This is a genomic window from Desulfovibrionales bacterium (assembly GCA_028715605.1).
Classification (GTDB): Bacteria; Desulfobacterota; QYQD01; order QYQD01; family QYQD01; genus QYQD01.
The window spans coordinates 1-23117 of record JAQURM010000017.1 but is presented as its reverse complement, the minus strand read 5'-3'; the positions used below and the strand labels follow the sequence as shown (position 1 = coordinate 23117).

26 protein-coding genes and 1 tRNA gene are annotated in these 23117 nt (G+C 49.7%); 3 read left to right on the top strand and 24 right to left on the bottom strand.

What is annotated here, in order from left to right:
• Window positions 1–2: 2 nt before the first annotated feature.
• The 16 genes from rplM to PHT49_11420 form a co-directional block, all read right to left on the bottom strand.
• Window positions 3–431, bottom strand: a complete 429-nt coding sequence (gene rplM / locus PHT49_11495) for a 50S ribosomal protein L13 (protein ID MDD5452508.1) — start codon at window positions 429–431, stop codon at window positions 3–5.
• A 125-nt stretch (window positions 432–556) separates the two neighbouring features.
• Entirely contained in the window at window positions 557–1546 is a 990-nt protein-coding gene (locus PHT49_11490) for a LysM peptidoglycan-binding domain-containing protein (GenBank protein ID MDD5452507.1), read from the bottom strand.
• Between the two features lie 176 nt (window positions 1547–1722).
• Entirely contained in the window at window positions 1723–2067 is a 345-nt protein-coding gene (gene yajC, locus PHT49_11485) for a preprotein translocase subunit YajC (GenBank protein MDD5452506.1), read from the bottom strand.
• The gene (gene tgt / locus PHT49_11480; GenBank protein MDD5452505.1) at window positions 2064–3185 is read right to left on the bottom strand and encodes a tRNA guanosine(34) transglycosylase Tgt; all 1122 of its coding nucleotides are present in this window, start codon (window positions 3183–3185) and stop codon (window positions 2064–2066) included. Before tgt ends, yajC begins: the two co-directional genes overlap by 4 nt.
• Window positions 3186–3237: 52 nt before the next feature.
• Window positions 3238–4293 (bottom strand): tRNA preQ1(34) S-adenosylmethionine ribosyltransferase-isomerase QueA, encoded by a 1056-nt coding sequence (gene queA, locus PHT49_11475; GenBank protein MDD5452504.1) that lies wholly within the window; start codon window positions 4291–4293, stop codon window positions 3238–3240.
• On the bottom strand, window positions 4277–5098 hold the full coding sequence (locus PHT49_11470; GenBank protein ID MDD5452503.1) for a zinc dependent phospholipase C family protein: 822 nt from the start codon (window positions 5096–5098) through the stop codon (window positions 4277–4279). Before PHT49_11470 ends, queA begins: the two co-directional genes overlap by 17 nt.
• A 154-nt stretch (window positions 5099–5252) precedes the next feature.
• Window positions 5253–5675, bottom strand: coding sequence for a calcium-binding protein (locus PHT49_11465; GenBank protein ID MDD5452502.1), 423 nt, complete (start codon window positions 5673–5675; stop codon window positions 5253–5255).
• Window positions 5676–5743: 68 nt separating this feature from the next.
• Window positions 5744–6040, bottom strand: coding sequence for a type II toxin-antitoxin system RelE/ParE family toxin (locus PHT49_11460; protein ID MDD5452501.1), 297 nt, complete (start codon window positions 6038–6040; stop codon window positions 5744–5746).
• Window positions 6041–6042: 2 nt separating this feature from the next.
• Window positions 6043–6246 (bottom strand): addiction module protein, encoded by a 204-nt coding sequence (locus PHT49_11455; protein MDD5452500.1) that lies wholly within the window; start codon window positions 6244–6246, stop codon window positions 6043–6045.
• Between the two features lie 635 nt (window positions 6247–6881).
• Window positions 6882–6958: transfer RNA gene (locus PHT49_11450), tRNA-Pro, on the bottom strand.
• Window positions 6959–6969: 11 nt separating this feature from the next.
• Window positions 6970–7779 (bottom strand): ATP-dependent sacrificial sulfur transferase LarE, encoded by an 810-nt coding sequence (gene larE / locus PHT49_11445; GenBank protein ID MDD5452499.1) that lies wholly within the window; start codon window positions 7777–7779, stop codon window positions 6970–6972.
• On the bottom strand, window positions 7769–8947 hold the full coding sequence (locus PHT49_11440; GenBank protein MDD5452498.1) for a homocysteine biosynthesis protein: 1179 nt from the start codon (window positions 8945–8947) through the stop codon (window positions 7769–7771). The genes larE and PHT49_11440 overlap by 11 nt, the downstream gene beginning before the upstream one ends.
• Before the next feature lie 288 nt (window positions 8948–9235).
• Window positions 9236–11176 (bottom strand): acetate--CoA ligase, encoded by a 1941-nt coding sequence (gene acs / locus PHT49_11435; protein MDD5452497.1) that lies wholly within the window; start codon window positions 11174–11176, stop codon window positions 9236–9238.
• A 26-nt stretch (window positions 11177–11202) separates the two neighbouring features.
• Window positions 11203–11814 (bottom strand): CBS and ACT domain-containing protein, encoded by a 612-nt coding sequence (locus tag PHT49_11430; GenBank protein MDD5452496.1) that lies wholly within the window; start codon window positions 11812–11814, stop codon window positions 11203–11205.
• Between the two features lie 246 nt (window positions 11815–12060).
• Window positions 12061–12690, bottom strand: coding sequence for a CDP-alcohol phosphatidyltransferase family protein (locus PHT49_11425; protein ID MDD5452495.1), 630 nt, complete (start codon window positions 12688–12690; stop codon window positions 12061–12063).
• A gap of 322 nt (window positions 12691–13012) precedes the next feature.
• Entirely contained in the window at window positions 13013–13459 is a 447-nt protein-coding gene (locus tag PHT49_11420) for an Hsp20/alpha crystallin family protein (GenBank protein ID MDD5452494.1), read from the bottom strand.
• Between the two features lie 501 nt (window positions 13460–13960).
• Between PHT49_11420 and PHT49_11415 the strand changes: the two genes are divergently transcribed.
• Complete coding sequence (locus tag PHT49_11415; protein MDD5452493.1) at window positions 13961–15316, top strand: DUF1015 domain-containing protein; 1356 nt, start codon at window positions 13961–13963, stop codon at window positions 15314–15316.
• A gap of 122 nt (window positions 15317–15438) precedes the next feature.
• The gene (locus PHT49_11410) at window positions 15439–16146 is read left to right on the top strand and encodes a methyltransferase (protein ID MDD5452492.1); all 708 of its coding nucleotides are present in this window, start codon (window positions 15439–15441) and stop codon (window positions 16144–16146) included.
• Here PHT49_11410 and PHT49_11405 read toward each other — a convergent pair.
• Both PHT49_11405 and PHT49_11400 read right to left on the bottom strand, forming a co-directional pair.
• Window positions 16073–16420, bottom strand: a complete 348-nt coding sequence (locus PHT49_11405) for a DUF721 domain-containing protein (protein MDD5452491.1) — start codon at window positions 16418–16420, stop codon at window positions 16073–16075. The genes PHT49_11410 and PHT49_11405 overlap by 74 nt on opposite strands.
• Window positions 16421–16441: 21 nt before the next feature.
• Entirely contained in the window at window positions 16442–17788 is a 1347-nt protein-coding gene (locus PHT49_11400; GenBank protein ID MDD5452490.1) for a phosphomannomutase/phosphoglucomutase, read from the bottom strand.
• A gap of 429 nt (window positions 17789–18217) precedes the next feature.
• On the opposite strand from PHT49_11400, the gene PHT49_11395 reads away from it, so the two are divergent.
• The gene (locus tag PHT49_11395) at window positions 18218–18514 is read left to right on the top strand and encodes an Ada metal-binding domain-containing protein (protein MDD5452489.1); all 297 of its coding nucleotides are present in this window, start codon (window positions 18218–18220) and stop codon (window positions 18512–18514) included.
• 143 nt (window positions 18515–18657) lie between these two features.
• On the opposite strand, the gene cysC is transcribed toward PHT49_11395, so the two are convergent.
• From cysC to PHT49_11365, 6 genes are all read right to left on the bottom strand, one after another.
• Window positions 18658–19257 (bottom strand): adenylyl-sulfate kinase, encoded by a 600-nt coding sequence (cysC, locus tag PHT49_11390; GenBank protein ID MDD5452488.1) that lies wholly within the window; start codon window positions 19255–19257, stop codon window positions 18658–18660.
• A gap of 17 nt (window positions 19258–19274) precedes the next feature.
• The gene (gene gmd, locus PHT49_11385) at window positions 19275–20321 is read right to left on the bottom strand and encodes a GDP-mannose 4,6-dehydratase (protein MDD5452487.1); all 1047 of its coding nucleotides are present in this window, start codon (window positions 20319–20321) and stop codon (window positions 19275–19277) included.
• Complete coding sequence (locus tag PHT49_11380; GenBank protein ID MDD5452486.1) at window positions 20321–21406, bottom strand: GDP-L-fucose synthase; 1086 nt, start codon at window positions 21404–21406, stop codon at window positions 20321–20323. Before PHT49_11380 ends, gmd begins: the two co-directional genes overlap by 1 nt.
• 221 nt (window positions 21407–21627) lie before the next feature.
• A complete protein-coding gene (locus tag PHT49_11375; GenBank protein ID MDD5452485.1) occupies window positions 21628–21912 on the bottom strand; it encodes a type II toxin-antitoxin system RelE/ParE family toxin in 285 nt (94 codons plus the stop codon).
• Window positions 21903–22172, bottom strand: coding sequence for a CopG family ribbon-helix-helix protein (locus PHT49_11370; GenBank protein ID MDD5452484.1), 270 nt, complete (start codon window positions 22170–22172; stop codon window positions 21903–21905). Before PHT49_11370 ends, PHT49_11375 begins: the two co-directional genes overlap by 10 nt.
• A 72-nt stretch (window positions 22173–22244) precedes the next feature.
• Window positions 22245–22415, bottom strand: a complete 171-nt coding sequence (locus PHT49_11365) for a DUF104 domain-containing protein (protein ID MDD5452483.1) — start codon at window positions 22413–22415, stop codon at window positions 22245–22247.
• Between the last annotated feature and the right edge of the window lie 702 nt (window positions 22416–23117).

The following is a 23117-nucleotide window of genomic DNA, read 5'->3' as shown; positions in this document are numbered from 1 at the left end:
GCTTAAATAGATAATTCTTCCGGCTGCTGCGCCTGATGAGGATGATCCGCCCCCGTATAAACCTTCAGCTTACTGAGCATATCGCGCCCCAGGCTGTTTTTGGGCAACATACCTCTAACCGCATGCCGGATTAGTTCCTCCGGTTTTTTACTTAATAGTTCCTCGGCGCTGGCGGTCTTTAATCCACCGATATAACCGGTATGATGATGATACAACTTATCAGACCATTTTTTACCGGTCAATTTCACCTTGTCGGCATTTACAACAATAATAAAATCACCCGTATCCACATGTGACGTGAAAATCGGCTTGTGTTTGCCGCGGAGCCTGGCCGCTATATTACTGGCCAAACGGCCCAAAATCTTATCAGTAGCGTCAACTACACACCACTTCCTTTTTATGTCCCTGGCCTTCGCCGAATAAGTTTTCATTACTCTCTCTCCACTCTTAAGATAAAGAATAGACGGGAATAATTAATCGATATACATGGCTTTGTCAAGACAAAATTGTTCTTTGCGGTCAACTTGTTCGGTGTCTTTCTGGAGCGGGCGCGACTTTAGGGATTTTCAGTCCTAACCTTTTCCCCGATCGAAAATGGCTCTTTCGATCTTATAACCAGGGCGGCAGATGTTTCTTCCTGCGTTTGGAGCACCAGGATATTCCCCAGGGAGAGAATTTGCTGGGTGCCTGCGACCTCTTTTGTCTTGAAGACCTCAAGACAAACCCCGGCCTCCAGACCGTCTTTCTTTCCCTTATCCAGATAAACTATATGGTCCTGGGCTATTCTTTCCGCCAGCGGCTCGGACTTAATGATGGTTGCGGCTATGGGGCCGGAGGGACATTTTAATGGTATATGGGTGGGCATCTCTTCTGAAGGCATAATCTGGTCATCAATAGAGATGGCCTGATGCGAGGATATAATTTGACCCGTGGCCGGATTACCGGCCTTAATGATTTCCAGCTTTCCCAGCGGCAGATAGTAATAGCCTATTCTTTCCCGGGTCAAAGGGCGGTACACCATATCCGGGGCGCGATATACAGTCCATATGCTTCCTTTCTGGAGCAGATCCCCGTCATTGGTGAGATATACCACGTCACCCTGGTTCAGCAACTCTTTGAACAAGGGCATATCCCGGATGGTCCCTTTTTCTTCCAGCTTCTCTTTGGAGATAAAACCCAGGGTATTCATTCCTAAATAGGTAACGGTCTTGACCGTTGGCTTTTCAGGCGGTTCCGCAGATATGGTCTCTATATGGGGTATAGAGGGTGGCGGGACGGAAGACTCGAACTCTTGTTTGGGGGCCTCTTTCTCTACAGAGAGTCGCAGCCGGCAACCCGGGAAGACCAGATGTGGATTGGTAATGTGGGGGTTGTTTTTCCACAGGTTGGGCCAGAGCCAAGGGTCATGGAAGAACCGGCTGGTGATATCCCAGAGGGTATCGCCCGGCTGAACCGTGTAACCATGCGTTTCTGCGCCAACCGGAGAGGCGGCTATTAAAGATAACGCGCAAAACAGGATTAAAAACCTTGTAGATACTCTTTTCACTTCTATCCCCTCAGAATCTCGATATGAGAATTAATTATACAAGACCGAACAAGTTCGGTCTTGTATAATTATCGGCACAATAGAAAAGAGCTTTAAGGGTTTTTAAACGGCCGGCCTTCGGCTATCAGTATTCTGACTCCTGACTTCTGTATTCTGATAGCTAATCGCTCTAAACACTATTTAGACTCCTTTTCGGCGCCTTCTCTCTGGGTGGGAGAGGCCCCGGCGATATACGACCGGGCGACCTTAACCCTTACCTTATCCGCAATCTCCATGGTTATCACCTGGTCCGTCAATCCGGTTACGGTCCCATGAAGGCCGCCTACGGTCAGGACGTTGTCACCCATTTTAAGATTATCTAAAAACTTTCTATGTTCTTTGGCCTTTTTTTGTTGTGGCCTGATGAGTAGAAAGTAAAAGATAACAAAGATGATAATAAGGGGGATAAAAGCCGCAAATCCTCCCCCTTGAGCGCCGGCTCCTCCCGGTGCAGTTCCCATGGCATACGCTGTGTCAATCATTCATTCTCCTCCTTTTGTTTATAGAATTTCCGGCGATATTCAGCGAAGTCACCTTTTCGTATGGCCTCACGCATCCCGGCCATGAGTTTCAGAAAATAATGGAGATTATGTATGGTGTTCAAACGGTAAGAAAGCAATTCCCGGGACACATATAAATGCCGCAGATAGGCGCGTGAGTAGTTGCGGCAGGTATAACAACCGCAATTTTCATCAAGGGGGGCCTCGTCATCCTTATACCGGCTGTTCTTTATGACGACAGGCCCGGACGAGGTAAACAACATGCCGTTTCGCGCATTGCGTGTCGGCAAGACACAATCGAACATGTCCACTCCGCGCCACACACATTCTATGATATCTTCCGGTGTCCCCACGCCCATGATGTAACGGGGATAATTTTCCGGGATAAGCGGTATGATTTTTTCTGCCATCTGGAGCATCAGATCCTTGGGTTCACCTACGCTCAATCCTCCCAGGGCATAGCCGTCAAAACCAATCTCCAGGATTTCTTCCGCGCTCATCATGCGCAGGTCGCTGTACATGCCCCCCTGTATAATCCCGAAGAGGAGCTGGTGGTTTGTCTCTTTGGCCTCCTTGCAGCGTCCGGCCCAACGTGAGGTAAGCCTGGTGGCCTCCAGGGTCTCCTGGTAAGGGCAGGGATACGGAATACAGGTGTCCAGGCACATTATTATATCCGTTCCCAGCGCCCTCTGTATGGATATAGCCTCTTCCGGCGAAAGAAAAATAGAAGAACCGCTAAGGTGTGATCTAAAATTCACCCCTTCTTCCGAGGTCTTGCAAAGTTTGCTCAGGCTGTATATCTGAAATCCACCGCTATCTGTGAGTATAGGTCCTTTCCAGTTCATGAATTTGTGCAAGCCGCCCAGTTTTTCGATAGTCTCATGGCCTGGACGCAGGTAAAGATGATACGTATTGGCTAAAACAATCTCTGAACCAATGGATTGCAACTCTTCGGGGGTTAAGGCCTTTACCGTGGCCTGTGTGCCCACAGGCATGAATGCCGGCGTCTGAAAGGCGCCGTGAGGAGTGGCTACTTCTCCCTGCCGTGCAGAAGATGCCTTATCTTTGTATTTAAGGGTAAAACAGTTGCTTGCGGTCATAGTAAAAACAAATCGCTCTGTTCGGAGCAAAGATTTTGCTCATAACTAATAACTAAAATATCAACATGGCATCGCCATAACTAAAGAAACGATATTGCTTTTTAACAGCTTCCTGGTAAGCACGCAATATTTTTTCACGGCCGGCCAGGGCGGACACAAGCATGAGCAGGGTGGAGCGGGGTAGATGGAAATTGGTGAAGAGATGGTCTATGGCCTTAAATTTGTATCCGGGATAGATAAAGATATCGGTTAGACCTTTGGGGTCTTGTATCCGGCCCTTCTCATCCGAGGCCGATTCCAGCGCCCTGGTAGTGGTCGTACCGACGGCCACCACAGAATTACCCCTGGCCTTGGTCTCATGAATAATGCGGGCTGATTCATCACTGATCTCATAATATTCAGCGTGCATCTTATGTTGGCGGATATTGCTTACCCGCACCGGCGCAAAAGTGCCGTAACCGACGTGCAGGGTTATGGCGGTTACGTTGACGCCCCTTTCCCTTATTTCTCCCAGTAACTCCTCCGTAAAATGAAGGCCGGCCGTAGGGGCGGCCACCGCCCCGGTCTTCCGGGCAAATATGGTCTGGTAACGCCGGACGTCCTCCGGAGAGGGACGGCCATTTCTCTTAATGTATGGCGGAAGAGGCGTTTGACCGAGCTCCGCCAGAATTTCCTCGATATCCCCTTCCCAGGAAAGCGACATCCTGATATGTCCTGCCCCGGCTGCTTCCAGCACCACACCATGTAAAGATTTACCAAAATGGATCTCATGGCCGGCCCTGAATGCCTTGCTCTTCTTTGCCAGGCACATTACCCTGGCCTGGCCGGGGTGTCCATTTTCCGGTTGCGGAGGGTTTAGAAGGAGTATCTCAACTGTCTTATCGTTTGTGGTTTTGCCCTGGAGGCGGGCCGGAAACACCTTAGTATCATTGATTACCAGGAGGTCTCCCTCCTTAAGGTAAGATACGATATCCCGAAAAAAGCGATGTTCTATCCGGTTATTTCGACGATCAAGGATCAGGAGCCGTGAGGCATCTCTTTCTGAAGCCGGATGCTGGGCGATAAGGGATTCGGGAAGCTCATAATCATAATCAGCTAACTTGAACACTATTTTTACGGCCCTTAATCAGATAACTTCCTGTTGAATGCTTACAATTCGGGGACATGGAGAGAACCGGAGAATCCTCATGGTAGGTGAGTACATCGGCCATGACCTTTAACGAACTCAGCGCATAGGAAGGGAATGTATCATCAAGTAGCGCCCTATGTCTCCCTGACAGGGTGTTTAAAGGTGATGACTTAGTCATAAGCCGGACCGGATAAAGGTATAAAGATTTTCGGGAAAGATATAGGCCCTTGTCCAGGTCCAGGATACTGCAAAGATAATCATCCATCATGGTAAAGGCAGACTGCCCTTTTCTCCGATAATGGCATGCAGATTTAATAAATAAATTATATTTCCGGCGATTAATAGAGCAGTCGGCCAGCCATTCCCAGTAAAGGTGGTTTACTCTGGTCGGCAGGGGAGTGCATCCCGCAAGATGGGGGATGAAATGCCCGTGCGCCACGGTGTCGGCGGCTAAGTGGGCAAGAAATCCGGCCGCGAAGGCGCGCTCCTCATCTGTCTCTGCCCCATGCCGGATGAGCATGCCGGTTTCCCAGTTGTGGTATTTTCCGCCATTGGCTCTATAGCCTTTTCCTACAAAAAAATCAGCGCTTAATGATCCATAGAGAAAGTGCTGGGAAAACCTCTTCAGTAAAGAGCCCACGGATGGCAAAAGAATGGCTGCACTGGCTAATAGTGTGTTTCCAAGGTAAAGATGCATAGCCGGCCCCCAGGCCAGAGCCAGGCTAGGGCACAGAAACACAAATGCAAATAGTAAATAGGTTATTCTGGCTAAATATATTTTCATATTCCGTTCTCAGCGTCCCGAACGACGCGGGGACTATTTTCCATCATTTTTCTTATTTCTGCAAGACCAAAAAAACCTTGGAGGTCAAACGTTGTCCCAATTGTGGGGTAGGATTGAGAAAATGAGACCATTTCAATTACCTGTCAGTTTGATTTCAGACAAGTTGATAGCCACGTTTGACCCAATAATGCCAATCAGCGATTGCTTCTTGGGTTAATCCGTCTACATTGAGAGGCTCTAACTGCGCCAGAGGAACACCAAAACTTCGACCTTGCCATTCAATCTCAACACACATCTCGTGTATACAATCATCTTCGGATGCCATACCCTTCACCGTAACTTTCTCACCTATTTTCAATGGGGAAATGCGCTTTTCTTCAATGCAACGAGCAGTAAATGGAAAAGTAATTTTTTCGTCCAAATAATAATACCAGCCCAACGCCTGCTCTTCTGGACCGTAGGCATCTACGATGGCTTCCATTTCTATTCGATGCTCACGTTCTTCGTCTCGTTCAATTTCTTTCATTTTGGGAATACCGACTTTGTTTTGAAGAAGTGTGCCCAACGGTTTGCGCATAACCGGCAGCGGCCACCGGGAGTCCGGAAAAAGCAACCATGTTACAGGGCGTCCGGTTAAGCGACAGGTTATGTTTCCTTTCTATCAATCCAATAATCAGGTTTCCTATGTTGATGGGCTATGGCGATAATCAAAATATGATCTTCCTCAATCGAGTACAGAATCTTATATGGAAACCTGTGCAGAATGCATTTCCTCACTTCGCTACGTTCTATTGACCATGCCTCCGGGTACGCGACCACTCTCAATATTGCTTTCTTTACTTCTTCCTTGAATTGCCTTCCGAGTCCCGGAAGCTCCAACTCATAAAAGGCAGTTGCATCCCGCAGCTCCAGTCTGGCATATGTTGTGAAAACCGCTCTCATTTTTATTCCCCGAAAATCTTTTCCATCGGTATGCCTTCTAATCTACCCTCTCTGTATGCTTTGAGCCTCCGTTCGGCCTCATCAACCCAAATCTCATCGAGTCTCTTGTCCGGCTCGTCTAGGCTCTTGAGTAAGCCCTCGATAACAAGAAACCTTTCTTCTGGCTTCAACTTCAATGCCTTATCCAATATTTCTTTTGTACTCATCAACGATTCCTCCTTTCAAAACATAATCGGGATAGGAAGGAGCCTCACGACCTCCCCCTCCCATACCATCCGCCACGGCGGACTTGGCGGCCTCCAGACCCCACCTCACGGTGACGCCCTTGCCCTTCTCCTAGCCTTCGGCTCCGCTAAAACCTGGATCGGGGACTTTCATCCCGATAGTCCTGTGCCATGCCCGGCACACACGGCCCAGCTGAGCTGCGGCCCGTAGGGCTGTCTGCTCGAGCGGATTGTTCCCGATCGCGAATCAGCGCGCGAGGGAACAATTTTATTCCGCGAGAGCACAGCTCGGCTGGGCCGTTCCCGACGCGCGCAGCGCGGCGGGAACATTATAAATTATATCGACTCGACTTTTTTCATCAAAGCTTGCAGATAAAAGTGATGATACTACAATTTGGCAGACAGTACAATAAAATGAAATCAGATTAAATATCAATTAGATAAGCCGATAGCATAAAATCCATAAGTCTGCTTTTTGTTGTAATTATCGATGTTATGTCGACTCGACATAAGTATGACGATTTATTATCCGGAGGCCTAGTGATGGATCGGCAGGGTAATAAGGCACAAAAAAAGAGGGGTTGGAACCGGTTCCAACCCCTCTTTTTTTCATTTTATGGTCGGGACGAGAGGATTTGAACCTCCGACCCCAGCGTCCCGAACGCTGTGCTCTACCAGGCTGAGCCACGTCCCGACACCGTTATTTTATACTACGTTGTTTCGGGATTTGCAAGGACTCTTTGACTTATATCCTTCCATATCCAGCGTGACATAGGTAAATCCCAACTCCTGCAGGTGTTCCGTAATGTGCTCGGTGCGATCCTGTTCCATAAAGAGGCCGACCTGCCCGGCTTCGGTCTCGATACGCGCCGTATCCCCATAAGACCGCACCCGAACCGGATTATAGCCTAAGTTTTTCAGGTACCCTTCGGCCCTTTTTACGCGCTCCACGGCCTCAGCCACAATCGGCTGGCCATAGGGAAAGCGTGTGGCCAGGCAGGGTGAAGAGGGCTTATCCCAGAAGGGTATGCCCATCTCTCGGCTTAACGCCCGTATCTCGGCCTTGGTAAGATCGGCCTCACTTAACGGGCTGCGCACAGAGAGTTCAGCCGCGGCCTTCAAACCGGGCCGGAAGTCCTGCAAGTCATCAGCGTTGGTTCCGTCTATAAGGTTGGTTATACTCTGGTCTCCGGCGTGGTTCAAAAACAGGCGGCAAAGCGCCTTCTTGCAGTAGTAACACCGCTGCGCCGAGTTTTCGGCAAAGTGAGGGACTTCAAGGGGATCAAAGTCGATAAGGTGATGCACCGTTTGGGTCTGCCGGGCGATCTTTTTGGCATCTTCCGGGTCATCTTCAGGCAGGAATATGGACACGGCCGTCAAGGCCAGTATCCGGCCGGGGATTATCTCAGCCGCCACCCGGAGCAGAAAGGCGCTGTCGATACCACCGGAAAGGGCAATAGCCACCCTCCCCATTTTACTCAATATATCCCGCAGGCATCTGAGCTTATTTTCCATGCACACCGGGGATGGGGCTTTGCGGCTCTCCAAGTAAAAATTTTCCTTCTGCTATCCAGTGCTTGAGTGTTTCGGTAATCTCCTTGGCCCGTGGGTAACTCGACAACGGGGCGGCAGGCACTTCCTTTCCGTTCACAACAATCGAACCGCTTTTAAGCTGGGCATAACTAACCTCACCATAGGTCTTTGTCACGCCGTTTGGGTAGTCATATCCGTAATCGACAACCTGAGTAAATATCTCTTCATCCGAAACACCGGTATAATTTGCTATCTCTTCGTTTAATATGGGAATCGGCACGCCAATGCCCACGGCCAGGGAACAGCCGTAACCCTGCATGCTGACCCCGACCAGCCAGCGTGGGCTCATCTCCTTTAAGTCGCCCATGACCATAAGCGTTCCCGCGGCCTTTTTGGGAATACCGCCCGGCGTGCGGGGCACATCCGGGTTATGCTGCGTCCCCGGGCCAATGATGTAACCCTGCGCGCCGCCTAGAAATATCCTGGTCCCCAGGCCGATAGTCTTATAATACGGATCGTTCATCAGCGGACTTAACTGGCCGGCCGTGGCGTAATTGGCATTTCCGGCCTGCGGCCGAAGAGTTCCCATGTAAGTATAGATAGTCCGATTGGATAAATTAACGGCACAACTATAGTTCTGGTAACAGTTTCGCGGACTGACGAGAATGGCATTAGGTAAGTCGCGAAGCGTAACCTCTTTTTCCAGCTTCCTGGAGGGATAGCAATCTGTACCATAGGCCTGGGCCCGCAATTGCACCTTCCGGCCGGCTATAAGGTCCTGGATTACATGGCCCCCTCCATACCTGAATTCACCCGGATAGACCTTATTTAAGGGATCGTCTTCGGCCGGCTCTGTAGCGCCGACATATATATCTACCGCCGCCAGGCCCGCATAGGCCGGGACACCATTCAGCCAGACCCTGGAGGCTTTTATGGTAGGAACACCCTGGCCAAAGTTAAGGAATGCGCCGGAAGAGCACATCGGCGAAAATGTTCCGGTGGTCACTACATCCACCTTTTTAGCCGCGGCCACCGGCCCCTTCTTTTTGACCAGAGGGATCATCTCTTCTGCGGTCAGAATTACCGCTTTGCCCTGTTTGATTTTAGCGTTTATTTCCTGGATGGTCTTGGTTACCTGGTATTTGCTCATATTAGATCCTTGATATAATGAATTCTAGTTAGTTTTCATTCAGAAACTGCCGAATCCCCCCACACCCCCCTTTGCTAAAGGGGGGAAATATTGAAATCCCCCTTTGGAAAAGGGGGATACAGGGGGATTCTCGGATGAACACTAACTAGTATCCATCCGGGAACTACCATTTCCGGCCTAACGCTTTCAGCTCTCAGCAAAAAATCAAGACAAACAGCATGTTAAGCTGAACGCTGATAGCTGAGCGCTGACTGCTCCATCTGGAAACCCAAGGGTTCCGGATGGAAACTATCCGGCCTGGCCTTTAATAAGTTCTTCAATAACCGATGGATCGGCCAAGGTGCTGGTGTCTCCCAATTGGTCGAATTTGCCCTGGGCAATATTTTTTAAAATACGGCGCATAATTTTTCCGCTCCGGGTCTTGGGCAGCGCATCGACAAACCGTATTTTTTCCGGAGCGGCTATAGGGCCGATCTTTTTACGTACGTGTTTTATCAGCTCGCTTTGGAGATTCTTTCTCCGGATTATTCCCTTTTTTAAGATGACAAAGGCATAGATAGCCTGGCCTTTTATCTCATGCGGGTATCCCACCACCGCTGCCTCCGCCACACCCGGGCAAGAGACCAAGGCGCTTTCAATCTCGGCAGTGCCCAGCCGGTGGCCGGAGACATTAATGACATCATCGATGCGGCCTGTAATCCAGAAATATCCGTCTTCGTCCCGTCTGGCCCCATCGCCGGTGAAATATACACCCGGAAACTGGGAAAAATATGTCTCCTTGAATCGCTCCGGGTGGCCATAGACGTTGTACATCATACCCGGCCATGCATTTTTGATAACAAGGAATCCGTCTTTGTTTGCCGGACATTCCCGGCCGTCCGTATCAAATATCGCGGCATCTACCCCGAAAAAGGGAAAGACGGCTGATCCAGGCTTAAGAGGCGTAGCCCCGGGGAAGGGCGAAATCAACGCCCCGCCGGTCTCGGTTTGCCACCAGGTATCCACTATGGGGCAGCGCCCCTGGCCGATGACCCTATGGTACCAGAGCCAGGCCTCCGGATTGATAACCTCGCCTACACTCCCCAGGAGACGCAGGCTGCTCAGATCATGCTTCTCAGGCCATGATTCTCCCTCTCTGGCCAGGGCCCGGATAACCGTGGGTGCGGTATAGAAAACACTAACTTTATATTTTTCTACTACCTCCCACAGGCGATTGGGAGCCGGATAGATAGGTGTTCCTTCGAATAAAACGCTGGTGGCCCCGGCAGCCAAAGGTCCATAAACGATATAACTATGGCCGGTGATCCATCCGATATCCGCTGTACACCAGAAGGTATCTTCTTCACGAATATCAAAAATCCATTTCAGGGTCTCAAGCGCATAGAGGAGATAGCCGCCTGTAGTATGCAGCACTCCTTTGGGTTTACCGGTGCTCCCTGATGTGTAAAGTATGAAAAGCGGATCCTCTGCATCCATTATCTCGGGCTTGCATACAGAAGAAATATCCGGCGCCGTCATCTCGTCATCCCATAGACTATCCCGGCCTGGAACCATGTCTATGGGGATGCCTGCCCTCCTGCAGACAATACAGGATTCGACCTCAGGACATTCAGCCAGGGCCGCGTCTGCGTTCTTTTTTAATTCTATCACCTTTTCTCCCCGGAAAGAGCCGTCTGCGGTAATAAGCAGTTTGGCCTGTTCGTCATTGATGCGGTCACGTAAGGATTCGGCGCTGAATCCGGCAAAGATAACCGTATGGATAGCGCCAATGCGGCTGGCAGCCAGCATGCTGATGGGCAGTTCCGGTATCATGGGCAGGTATATGGCAATACGGTCACCCTTTTTGATGCCTTTCTTTTTCAGGACATTGGCAAACTTACAGACCAGGTAATGAAGATGCTGGTAAGTGAGGGTCTGCTCCCGCCCATGTTCTCCTTCATAGATGAGGGCCGCCTTATTTCTTCGGGATGAGGTTAAGTGCCGGTCCAGGCAGTTATAGGAGGCATTCAGCTTGCCGCCGATAAACCAGCTTACCCTGGGTTCGTTAAAATCGGCCTCAAAGACCTTGTCCCACTTCCTGAACCAGGCAAGGTCTTCTGCCATCTCGCTCCAGAAGCCTTCCGGGTCGCGCAGGGAATGCCCGTACATCTTTTTGTAGTCTTCCAGACTCCTTAGGCGCGCCTTTTGCCTGAATTCAACCGGAGGCTCAAAAATCTTTTCTTCCTTCATAACGGGGTCGGCGAGTGTCGTCATCATTAACGCATGACTGAAACAACCTTATAGCCGTGCCTCTCCAGTGACTTAACAATCGGCTCCGGGTCGCACTTCTGAAGGCGGATATACTGCAACTTTTTCCGGGGAGATTGGTTCACTATGCCTATGCTTATGATCTCGCTGTTATTTTCTTTTACTATGTGTGAGATTTCTTCTATGGACCCTTCCTCGTCTTTTAATTCCAGGTCAATCCGGGAGCTGGACTTTAAAAGCCCCATCATGTCGATAAAGGCGGCGAGGATGTCAGTAGTGGTAACTATGCCCACCAGTTTTTTCTTTTCAACTACAGGCAGGCAGCCGATTTTATGGCGATGTATCAGGCCGGCCGCCAATTCAACATTGGCATGGGGTTCTATGGTTATCGGGTTGATAACCATGGCATCCTGTACCGAGATATTTTCTACCATCGACAAGAAAAAGAACTGACGCAGGCCCCCTTCCGTGACCAGGCCCACTATAGAACTTTTATCGTTTTCTTCTACTACCGGCAAGTGGCGGATAGAATGTTTTTTCATAAGCTTCAGGGCCTCCTGAACCGTATCCCCTTTACCTATAGTGATAACCTTTTTGATCATCCAATTTTTGACTTTCACTGTTGTACCCCTTTTTGCTGTTGGCCGACTACTTAGCTTTCAGCATGTTTGTTATCCGTTATCCGTTAACCGTTGTCCGACATTTTCTTTCGGTAAACGGTCAACAGTGAACGGTGAACCGGCTTCATGCTGAATGCTGACCGCTCCATCCAGAAAACCGGGGGTTTCGGATGGAAACTACTTGGGTTGCATCGATACTAACATATAAGAAGGAGCGAAGTAAATACCTTACTCCCGGCCCATCACTCATTCCCCATTACTCTTCTTCCGACTTCTGACTCCTGTCTCCTGTATTCTGTATTTTTTCTCCTGCCTTCCGGTAAAAATAATCCTCTGTAGTGTTGTAACATGGGTAATCAAGGCCAGGATAACGATGGTGTATGGTAAAAGATTAAAAATGGATCCGGCAGCCAGCATAATTATCCGTTCCGGCCTTTCCGCTATACCAATCGAGCAGCGGGGGATGATCAGCTCCGCCCTGGCCCGAACGTAAGGAATAAGGGCCGTTCCAGACATGGCCATAAGCGTCCAGAGAAGGAGCGTCTTTTGTCCGCTGCTCCCATAGTAGTAAGCGATGCCGGCCAGGATACCCAGATCCACGTACCGGTCTAATACCGAATCCAGAAAACCGCCAAAGCGAGTGACCTTACCTTGCGTCCTGGCCAGGGCGCCATCGAGTATGTCAAAAAGACCGGAGATGAGCAATATCAGTCCGCCCCACAGGCCCTGGCCCAGGCCAAACAGAATCGTAGCTGGTATGGCCACTACCACACTGGTTATGGTCAGAAAGTTGGGACTGATGCCCATGCGGTGGATGCGAGATAAAAGGCCGCTTAGTAACCGATCGAGTCTGTGATCAAGATTATGGCTGAGCATGCGATCCGGCGCTCACATTCCGTGCGGAAGAACTGTCCACCTGCGGTGGATGATTTTTGATTGTGCGGGACACGTTAGCAAAAAAGGGCTGAAAGTCAAGATGGTGTTGTTCGGCTTTGAATTAGTTCCCATCCGGAAATCCAAGAGTTCCGGCCTGCGGTCGGCCTAAGGCCGGATGAAGCAGTCAGCAGTCAGCTTAACATAATGTTTCTCTTATCCTTTTGCTGATGGCTGACAGCTGATCGCTGAGAGCTTTCATTCGGAAACGGCAGTTTCCGAATGAGCACTAATATCTCTCTGGGGGAAGAGAAAGAATATGGAATTATTCTGCCTTGACAGTAATCTGTTTGGGTTTTACCTCTTCCTTCTTGGGCAATGTAATCCGGAGAACCCCCTTTTTATAGCTGGCCTTGATCTCTTCGCTTTTAACCGGAACAGGGAGCCGTATAGAGCGGGAAAATGCCCCGTAACAAGATTCGATACGGTGGAAGTTTTCTCCTTTTTCCTCCTTTTCTTGTTTCTTTTCTCCCTTAATAGTGAGGACATCACCTGACAATGAGATGTCAATATCTTTGGCATCCATCCCCGGAACTTCAGCCTTGACGGTAATGTTATCTTTCGTTTCGGAGACGTCGAGTGAAGGACTCCATTCCCTCGATATGGGTTCGAGTTCGGGTCCCCGTAAGAAAAAGGTATCCCACATGCGATCCATTTCTCTTCGTAGGTCACCCAATTCTTTAAATGGTTTCCAAGGGGTCAATTCAAACATATACACACCTCCTACACATTTTTTGTTTCCTTCCCTTCCCAGAGAGAAATAGTGAGAATTTAATTAATATGTTAAGGTCTCGCAGATTCGCAGTCAACTGGTTTCTAACTGGACTTTCCTAAAAAATATTAACGAATTTTACTTAACATATTGATTTTTAGCAGGATGTTTGATTTCAGAAATGGAACCCATCGTTCCTTCGCTCCATGGCTTCCGCAGTGACCCTATCGGGGTTCGCAGGCGGGGAACACTTGCCCCTTCCAGCCTCTAAAGGGCTGGCTTTCCCCCTCCTGCTCACTCTCGATGGGTCCCCCCTGCTCCAGCAAATTTCGCTCAGGAACATCGGATTCCATAAAAAATGGGGGAAGTCCAGCCGGGGAAAAGCCTTGACGCCATAGGAGGGGCATGTTAACTATTGGCCGTCAGTTTTTGGCTTTTGGATATAGACCGGTCCCGCATGGGGCGGTTCCCGGTTCATGTTTTCTATAAGGAGGAATACCGGTGGCCCGCATAAAGCCCTTTCGTGGGCTCAGATACGACCCTAAAAAGATTGGTGATATGGAAAAGGCAGTGACACCGCCTTATGATGTCATATCGCCTGAGCAGCAGGAGGCCTTTTACGACAAGAGCCCTTATAACGTAGTGCGCCTGGACTTCGGAAAGAATTTAGAAGACGATGATGAGAAGCATAACCGCTATACCCGGGCCGCTCAAGACTTTAAGGCCTGGCAGAAGGCGGCTGTGCTCGTCCGTGACGAGCGGCCGGCTATCTATTTGTACCATGTTACCTACACCCTGGATGACAGCCGTGTCTTTACCCGTAAGGGGTTCCTCTGTCTGGTAAGACTGGAGGATTTTTCCGCCGGTATAGTCAGGCCCCATGAAAAGACCTTTCCTAAGGTTACTTCCGACCGACTTAAACTGATGGAGCACTGCTCGGCCAATTTCAGCCCGGTATTTTCCCTTTACTCGGATACTGAGAATACCGTCACGGAGATACTTGAGAGTCATAAAGAAGAGCCTCCTCTTGCCTCTTTTTATGACTGGGCCGGGTTAAAGCACGAGATGTGGGCCGTTACGGACCCCAGGGCCATAGCCAGGGTCCAAAAAATCCTGGACAAAGAGGCCCTTTTCATCGCTGACGGGCATCACCGCTATACCACGGCCCTTGATTATCGCCGGATAATGCAGGAGAGATACCCGGATTACGGAGAGCAGCAGGCATTTAACCATATCATGATGTACCTCTGCAGTATGGAAGATAAAGGGCTTGTGATACTCCCGACCCACCGCCTGGTCACCCGCAAGAGAGGCCTTTCATGGCAGGATTTCAAGAACAAGGCCGTAAGCTATTTTGACATAGAGAAATTTCCTCTTAATAGCCGGGATGATGCGGGCCGGGCCGGGGAGGTCTGCCGTGCCCTGGAGAAGGCCGGCCGGGACAGGCGGCAGGCTATGGGCCTTTATACCGGTTCCCATGACTATTTTTATCTCCTAAGTTTAAAGAAGGAGACGAGGCAGGAGGTCTTTGGCAGAGAGGCGCCTGGACCGCTCCAGGAACTGGATGTATTTGTATTGACCGAGCTTGTTCTGGGCCGGGTACTGGGATTGACAAACACAAATAAAGACAACGACTCTGGAGACAGGGTGAGTTACTATCATAACGCCCGCGAGATAATGGAAAAAGCGGCCGGGGACGATAAGGCCTGGGCCTTCCTGCTTAATCCTACCCCTATTGAGCAGGTAAGAAATGTGGCCACGGCCGGCCTGGTTATGCCTCATAAGTCAACCTATTTCTATCCAAAGGCCCTGACCGGCCTGGTCATCAATAAGATCGTCCCGGATGAGGAGGTGTAAGGTTTATACCCGCAGATAGAGAGGCCCTCTGTGCCCCCGAAGAGACCCTGGATACCCTCTTTCATGGGAAGATCGGGGTCATCCAAAAAAAATCCGGTTACCGGTTTTCCATTGATGCCGTAATCCTCGCCCATTTTCCAAACTTCAAAGATAAAGAGATTGTTGTGGATATTGGTTGTGGCTGCGGGGTTATCCCGCTTATTGTTGCCTACCGCAGGCCGCAGGTCCGTCTTTTTGGTCTGGAGCTGCAGGAGGAGCTCTTTGACCTGGCTAGGCGGAATGTAATCGCAAACGGCCTTGAAGATCGCATCACCATACAGCAGGGCGATTTAAAAAATCCGGAAGGGATATTCTTCGCCCCGGCGTCATGCCATAGGCAGATCCGCCGGGGCGGAAATCTGCCTATGGCACGACCGGCCGCGTATGCAGACTGGGTGGTCAGCAATCCCCCTTATGGCCGGTCATCATCCGGCCGTTTGAACCCAAAAGAAGAGAAGGCCCTGGCCCGGCATGAAATAGCCGCCTCACTTTTAGATGTCCTCAAAGCCGCGCGCTATTTTCTGAAACCACGCGGCCGGACAGCCATTATATATCCGGCCCGGCGCGCTGCCGGCCTCATAAGCGCCATGCGGGATACAGGGCTGGAGCCGAAGCGCTTACAGGTGGTGTATTCTTATCCGGGGGATGAAGGAAGATTTGTCCTGGTGGAGGCAGTCAAAGATGGCGGCGAAGAGCTAAAGATTCTGCCGCCGTTTTTTATCTACGATCAGGCCCGGCGCTATTCTCCTGAGATGCAGGGTCTTTATGAGGACCGGGCGGCGAAAGGGTAAACCGGATATCCTTGATCAGCGGCGAGCCAAGCCTGGCGTTAAGGTTGTCGCGCATTATTTCCTTGGACATCTGCAAATGATGCATCCACATGGGGTCTGAGACACCGACCCAGAGACATCCCTGTTTGAAACTCTTAGGCTGGGCCTGCCGGGCTGCCACACTACCTACTACCTCGTCCCAGCAATCCCATACACTATAGACCCTGAACCGTTCCTCCCAGTTCCTCTCAGAGGCTATCTTCTTCAGGATGCTGCCGATGGAAGTCAGCGTCATGGATATCCTTTTATAATACTACTAACCGGTCAGTTCTTTTAATTTACCTTCCACAAGGTCCCGGATCTCATCCAGTCTTTCAGCGCTCAGGGCCTCGAAACGGAGGACAAGCACCGGCTGGGTATTCGAGGCCCGGATAAGCCCCCAGCCGTCATCGAATACAATGCGCACGCCGTCTATGTCGATGGTCTCATAGTGGGCTTGAAAGTATTCCTTGACCCTTTCCACCACGGCAAACTTGGATTCATCGGGACAGGGGACCCTGATCTCCGGAGTGGAAAAGGTCTTCGGCACGTCGGAGAGGAGTTCGCTCAACGGCCGTTCGGACCGGGCGACAATTTCGGCCAGACGGAGGGAACTATAGATGGCGTCATCAAAGCCGAGATAACGATCGGCAAAGAAGATATGTCCGCTCATCTCACCGGCCAAAAGGGCCTTTTCTTCCCTTAACTTGCTCTTTATAAGGGAATGCCCGGCCTTCCACATGATGGGCCTGCCGCCGTTTTTGGCGATATCATCATAAAGGGTCTGGGAACATTTGACTTCTCCGATGACGGCCGCGGCGGGATTGGCCTTTAGTATCTGACGTGCGAATAGAATGAGAAGCCGGTCGCCGAAAAGGATGTTGCCCTTTTCGTCCACTACGCCCAGGCGATCGGCATCGCCGTCGTAGCCGACACCGAAATCAGCCCTCTTCGAGGTCACCAGTTTTATAAGATCGCCCAGATGTTCGGGGATAGTAGGATCGGGGAAGTGATTGGGGAATCTCCCGTCCACTTCGCAGTAAAGCTCTGTAACCTCGCAGCCAAAATACCGGAAGAGATCGGGCGCCACCAGCCCTCCGGCGCCATTTCCGGCATCTATAACTACTTTTAATGGCCGCTTAAGAGAGATGTTTTGTTCTATGTAATGCAGATAGGCGGGAATTATGGGAAATGAGGATAAAGAGCCTGTCCCTGAAGTAAAATCCCTGGCCTCGATGATCTTTTTCAGCCCCTGGATGGCCTCCCCATGTATGGTCTCTTTTCCCACACAGAGCTTGAAGCCGTTGAACTCCGGGGGGTTGTGGCTGCCGGTCACCTGGACCCCGCCGTCTTTCTGAAGATGGAAGATGGAGAAGTAAAGGAGCGGCGTGGGGCAGAGGCCCACGTCTGTAACGTTGCAACCTGTCTCCAGGATGCCTTCGATCAGGGCCTTCTGAAAACGTTCCGAACTCAGCCGCCCGTCCCGGCCCACGGTGACATTTCTTAAGCCATTTCTGCAGATAACGGTTCCATAGGCGCGGCCGATGTCGCGTACCACCTCTTCACTCAGGTCTTTATCTACAATGCCTCTGATGTCGTACTCTCTGAAAATAGCCGGATTCACAGAAATCTCCTGTTCTGGATCTTATGTCTGGCTGGGATAGTAACGTTCACCGTTGACCGTTCACCGTTCACCGAAGAAGACGTTTTTCGTCCTTTTCAAGGACAACGGTGAACGGTTACCTGGAATATAAAACTTGCCCGCCTGAAACAGCTATGGGGCCTTTCGGCTATAACATTTTTCTCCAAAATTGTCTATTTTTGCATAACCTCGAAGAGGTTTGCGAAAAAACTAATATCACATCTCATAAATAGACCGAATGTGCTACTTACAGAACTCTCTGCACTCGATCTTAATAAAAAAATGCACATAATTTAAAGTTTTCCCGACCGATACCGAGAAGAAAAAACAGACTCTCCGGCCATAGGCCGGCTACGGGCCGGAGAGAATAAAAGACTAAAAAAATATCTAGTTCAAGGAGGAAAAATTTTTATGCCAGTTAGAAGGTACGTCTCGTTAATTCTAGTCTTGATGTTCGCGTTTACTCTGGTCTCATTCTCTGTGCAAGCTGCCGAGAAGACGGCTACAAAAGAAGAACCGGCTTTTGTAGGTTCAGCTAAAGGAGGCAAGTATCACCTGCCCTCCTGCAAACTGGCCAAAAAGATCAAACAGGAAAACATGGTCACTTTCAAGGACGTAGCAGAAGCTGAAAAAAAGGGATATGAACCCTGCAAGTCCTGTATCCCGGCTCCGACAGCGGCAAAACCGGCTGCCAAGACACAGAAATAACCTCTTATGAAACTGATAAAGGGGCACCCGCCAAAGGCGGGTGCCCCTTTATCCATTGCGGTTACGGATTATAGGCCTGAACTGGGGAGAAGAATGTTGGGCGAACTGTCCTTGAATGAGTTGAAAGAGATAGACCAGGCACTTCAATACGATATAAATTTTTTATCATCCAGAAATTTCAGTACCTTCTGCACGGCATCTTCAAGGCTTAACTTTTCTGTCTCTATCACCAGGTCGGGGTTCAGCGGTTCCTCGTAAGGAGAAGAAACCCCTGTATATTCTTTGATAATCCCGGCCCGGGCTTTTTTGTATTGCCCCTTGGGATCACGCCGTTCACACTCTTCAACCGGGCACTTTACGTATATCTCCAGGAAGTTATCCCCTTCAAACCGGCTTCTTATGTATTCCCGGTCTGTCCGGAAAGGAGAGATGAAGGCCGCGATGACAAGTATTCCGGCCTCCGCAAAAAGTTTTGACAACTCAACTATCCTGCGAAGGTTCTCTTTTCGGTCTCCAGGACTAAAGCCAAGATTACTGTTCAGCCCGTGGCGGATATTGTCGCCATCCAGGACATAGACGCGAATTCCTCTGTTGAATAATTCCTTCTCCACATGATGGGCAATGGTGGACTTGCCGGAGGCCGAAAGACCGGTGAACCAGACGAGCCCGCTTTTGTGGTTATTCAGACGGTTTCTGTCTGACCTGTTTACGTATCCATTATGCCAGATGACGTGATTTTCCATTACTCCAGCCCACTTATCTATTCACAATTTTGCCTGATCGATACCAGATGTCCCGCGTCTCTCAGGGTTTTTTCCTGTCTGGCCAGCTCCAGGTCGTGCTCAACCATCATATCTACCAACTGATCGATCTCAACCCTTGGATTCCAGCCTAGTTTCTGTCTAGCCTTGGTAGCGTCGCCCAGCAAGGCATCCACCTCAGTCGGCCTGAAGTAGCGCGGATCGGTTTCTACATATCTTTCCCATTCTAACTCCAGTTTCGAAAATACTTTTTCCAGGAATTCCTTGACCGAATAATTCTTACCAGTGGCAATGATATAATCGTCCGGTTCTTCCTGCTGGAGCATCAGCCACATGGCTTCCACATAGTCGCCGGCAAATCCCCAGTCGCGCTTGGCGTTCAGATTGCCGAGGTACAATTTTTCCTGAAGCCCCAGTTTAATCCGGCCGGCCGCCCGGGTGATCTTACGGGTGACAAACGTCTCACCGCGTCTCGGAGACTCGTGATTGAAAAGTATGCCGTTACAGGCAAACAGGCCGTAAGCCTCCCGGTAATTCACGGTCTGCCAGTAGGCATAGACCTTGGCCGCGGCATAGGGACTGCGCGGATAAAAGGGTGTGGTCTCTTTTTGAGGAATTTCCAGGACCTTGCCGAACATCTCGGAAGAACAGGCCTGATAGAACTTTACCCGCGTCCCTGTCCTGTCCTGAAAGTCCCGCACGGCTTCCAATAATCTCAGCGTTCCCAGGGCCACGACATCGGCCGTATATTCCGGTTCATCAAAGGATACCCGGACATGCGACTGGGCGCCGAGGTTATAGACCTCTTCCGGCCGTATCTTTTCCAGGATTCTCCGGAGTCCTGTGCCGTCGGACAGGTCGCCGTAGTGGAGAAAAAGGCGGCAACCCGGCTTATGGGGGTCCTGATAGATATGATCTATTCTATCCGTGTTAAATGAAGAGGAACGGCGGATAATGCCGTGCGCTTCATAGCCTTTGGAAAGCAGGAGTTCGGCCAGATATGATCCGTCCTGTCCCGTGATACCGGTGATTAAAGCCCGTTTCATCAGTCGTCTATCCTCTCTTTTCTGGTAAATGTATCTTTTCCCGATTGGCGGTACCACTCGTACGTCCGCCGGATGCCGTCTCTCAGGCCGATTCTGGGCTCCCAGCCAAGTCCTTTTAATTTGCTGACGTCAAGAAGTTTTCGAGGCGTACCATCGGGTTTGGTAGTATCGAATATAAGCTCACCCTCCAAACCGACCACTTCTCTTGTCAATTCAGCCAATTCCTTGATAGCAAGGTCCTGGCCGCAGCCGATGTTTATAATGTCTGAATCGACCGCGGCAGCGGCTGTGGCATTAATATGCCTCATAATAAAGATGCAGGCATCCGCGAGGTCATCTACGTGCAGAAACTCACGACGGGGACTTCCGCTACCCCAGACGGTTACGTGAGGGGTGAGGCGTGAGGGGTAAGGCGCTATGCCAAGCGCAGCCTTAACATCCCCGGGAATAGACCCATATTGCGCCTCATCGCGGGCAAGGCCTTCCCGATCCTTCTCCAGGGTCAATTGGGCGAGATAAAACTTGCGAATTAAGGCCGGGAGCACATGCGATGTCTCCAGGTCGAAATTATCATTTGGCCCGTAAAGATTGGTAGGCATGACGCTCATAAAGTTGGTCCCGTATTGACGGTTATAGGACTGACACATCTTTATACCGGCGATCTTGGCCACCGCATAGGGCTCATTGGTAGGCTCGAGCGGGCCGGTTAGAAGATATTTCTCTTTCATGGGCTGGGGGCAATGCCTCGGATAAATGCAGGAGCTGCCTAAAAACAGCAGCTTTTTGACGCCGTTCATATAGGAAGCGTGGATCAGGTTCGTCTGGATGGCGATATTGTCGTAAATGAAGTCAGCGGGATAGGTGTTGTTGGCCAGAATCCCGCCTACTCTGGCTGCGGCCACAAAGACATATTCCGGCCTTTCCCGGGCAAAGAATGCCTCGACTTCGGACTGTCTCTTCAAGTCCAGTTCCTGGCTGGTTAGCAGGATCAGGTTGGTATAACCCAGGGCTTTAAGATGGCGGGCGATGGCCGATCCCACCAAGCCGCGATAGCCGGCTACATATATTTTAGAATCCTTTTCCATTGGTTAAGAAGGATGACCTCGTAAAAAACTAACCTATCCCGCTAGCGGCATCCTATTTATACAGAGCGACATAATTATTTGCAAACATTGTTGTCCAAGACATTTAAATAACAATCAAATCCCCTTGATACCCTGTGCGGAAACACGGGGTTCTTTACTTTATCACCCTGATATTCCAATACTTCCTCGCTAATGACATATGAAGATGTGACCCTGATAACTCACAATTCTTCCGGCCATTTTCTTGCCCCATGCAGTACACGAAGAATTTCAATCACATCATTCCTCACCCGGTAAGGAATGGTGTAAGGAAAACCTGAAATGATAAGCTCACGAGTCCCCTCTACTCTTCCCGGCCTTCCCAGACATGAATGTTCCTTAAGATGACCGACTTCTTTCTTGATCTGCTCCGCCACATTGCGGGCAGCGCTGGGATTGTCGGTTGCAATGTAGCTTCGAATCTCAATGAGATCATTAACAGCATCGCCCAACCATTTTATTCGCATTTTGGAGGCTCTTTCTCTTTATCGGAACCCCAGGTATCAAGCCATGTCAAGACCTCTTCATGGTCTATAAATTTCGCATCCGGTTGATCAGACTTTTTGACCGCCTTTTTTATCTCTTGCACCTGCCATTCATTAGCCGCAATAAACTCCTTGATTGCGCTGTTCACAAGATAGGATTTCGATCGTGCAGTGGCCATCGCAAGGTGTTCAAGCCTTTTCTTTGTCTGATCATCTATCCTTATTGTTAAAGTTGTGCCCATTTGTATCCACCCCCTTGTAATACACAATAACACTTTGTATTACATATTGCAAACGATTCGTGCAATTCGTGGCTAAGGATCATCAGACCAAGCTCCACATAATTCTGAAACGATCTCTCTTTTTTCTCTGATCTTAAGAATCGGCTCGATTCTTACCATAACCCGCATGCCTTCCGGTAAACGAACCTTTTTGGGAAGCCGAATAGATCCCCTCTCAATTTTACTTTTTACAATAATGGTCATTGAATACCCCCTGTTGCTTTCGGATTTTCGATTTCTATTATCTCTAGTGTAGCGTCTCTAACGCATCTTTACAATGATTCTAGAGTTGTCATTCACGCGAAAGCGGGAATCCAAGTTGAAAAGACTGGATTCTGGATCAAGTCCGGAATGACCGTTGTGTAAAGTTTTTTCTGAGACAGTACACTAGCAGATTGCCGAAAAAGTTCTTTTCTGTCACCCGATCTTGTTTTAGGGTCTCATAAGAGAGCTGTCACGCGGGATAGCACATGGTAAAAAGTATATCGGATAATCCACGCAAATCGGTCTGGCCATGAGGCGATCATTTCCGCAGCTCATCAAAATTACCGGACGAGAAGTCTCGTTTACTATGAACTAAAGCGAGAATCTGTACCCCATTGGGAGATATTTCATAGATTAGGCGGTACGAATACACAAACACTTCTCGGATATTGTGATCACCTATTTCTGGAACAATTCTCCCAATTTCAGGAAAGTTGTTCAATTTTTCAGATCTACTCACAATATTCTGCGAGACCTTTTGTGCATAGAATTTGGAATCTCGTGCAATGTAATCATGGGGTGTACTGTCAATAGTGGACAGGGCCACTTTAGGCAGCTCTCCTTTTAGTAAAATATTTCTGTGCGAATACAGCCGGAGCAACGTTGCCTATGGCTGAGTGTCTCCGGATACGGTTGTAAAAT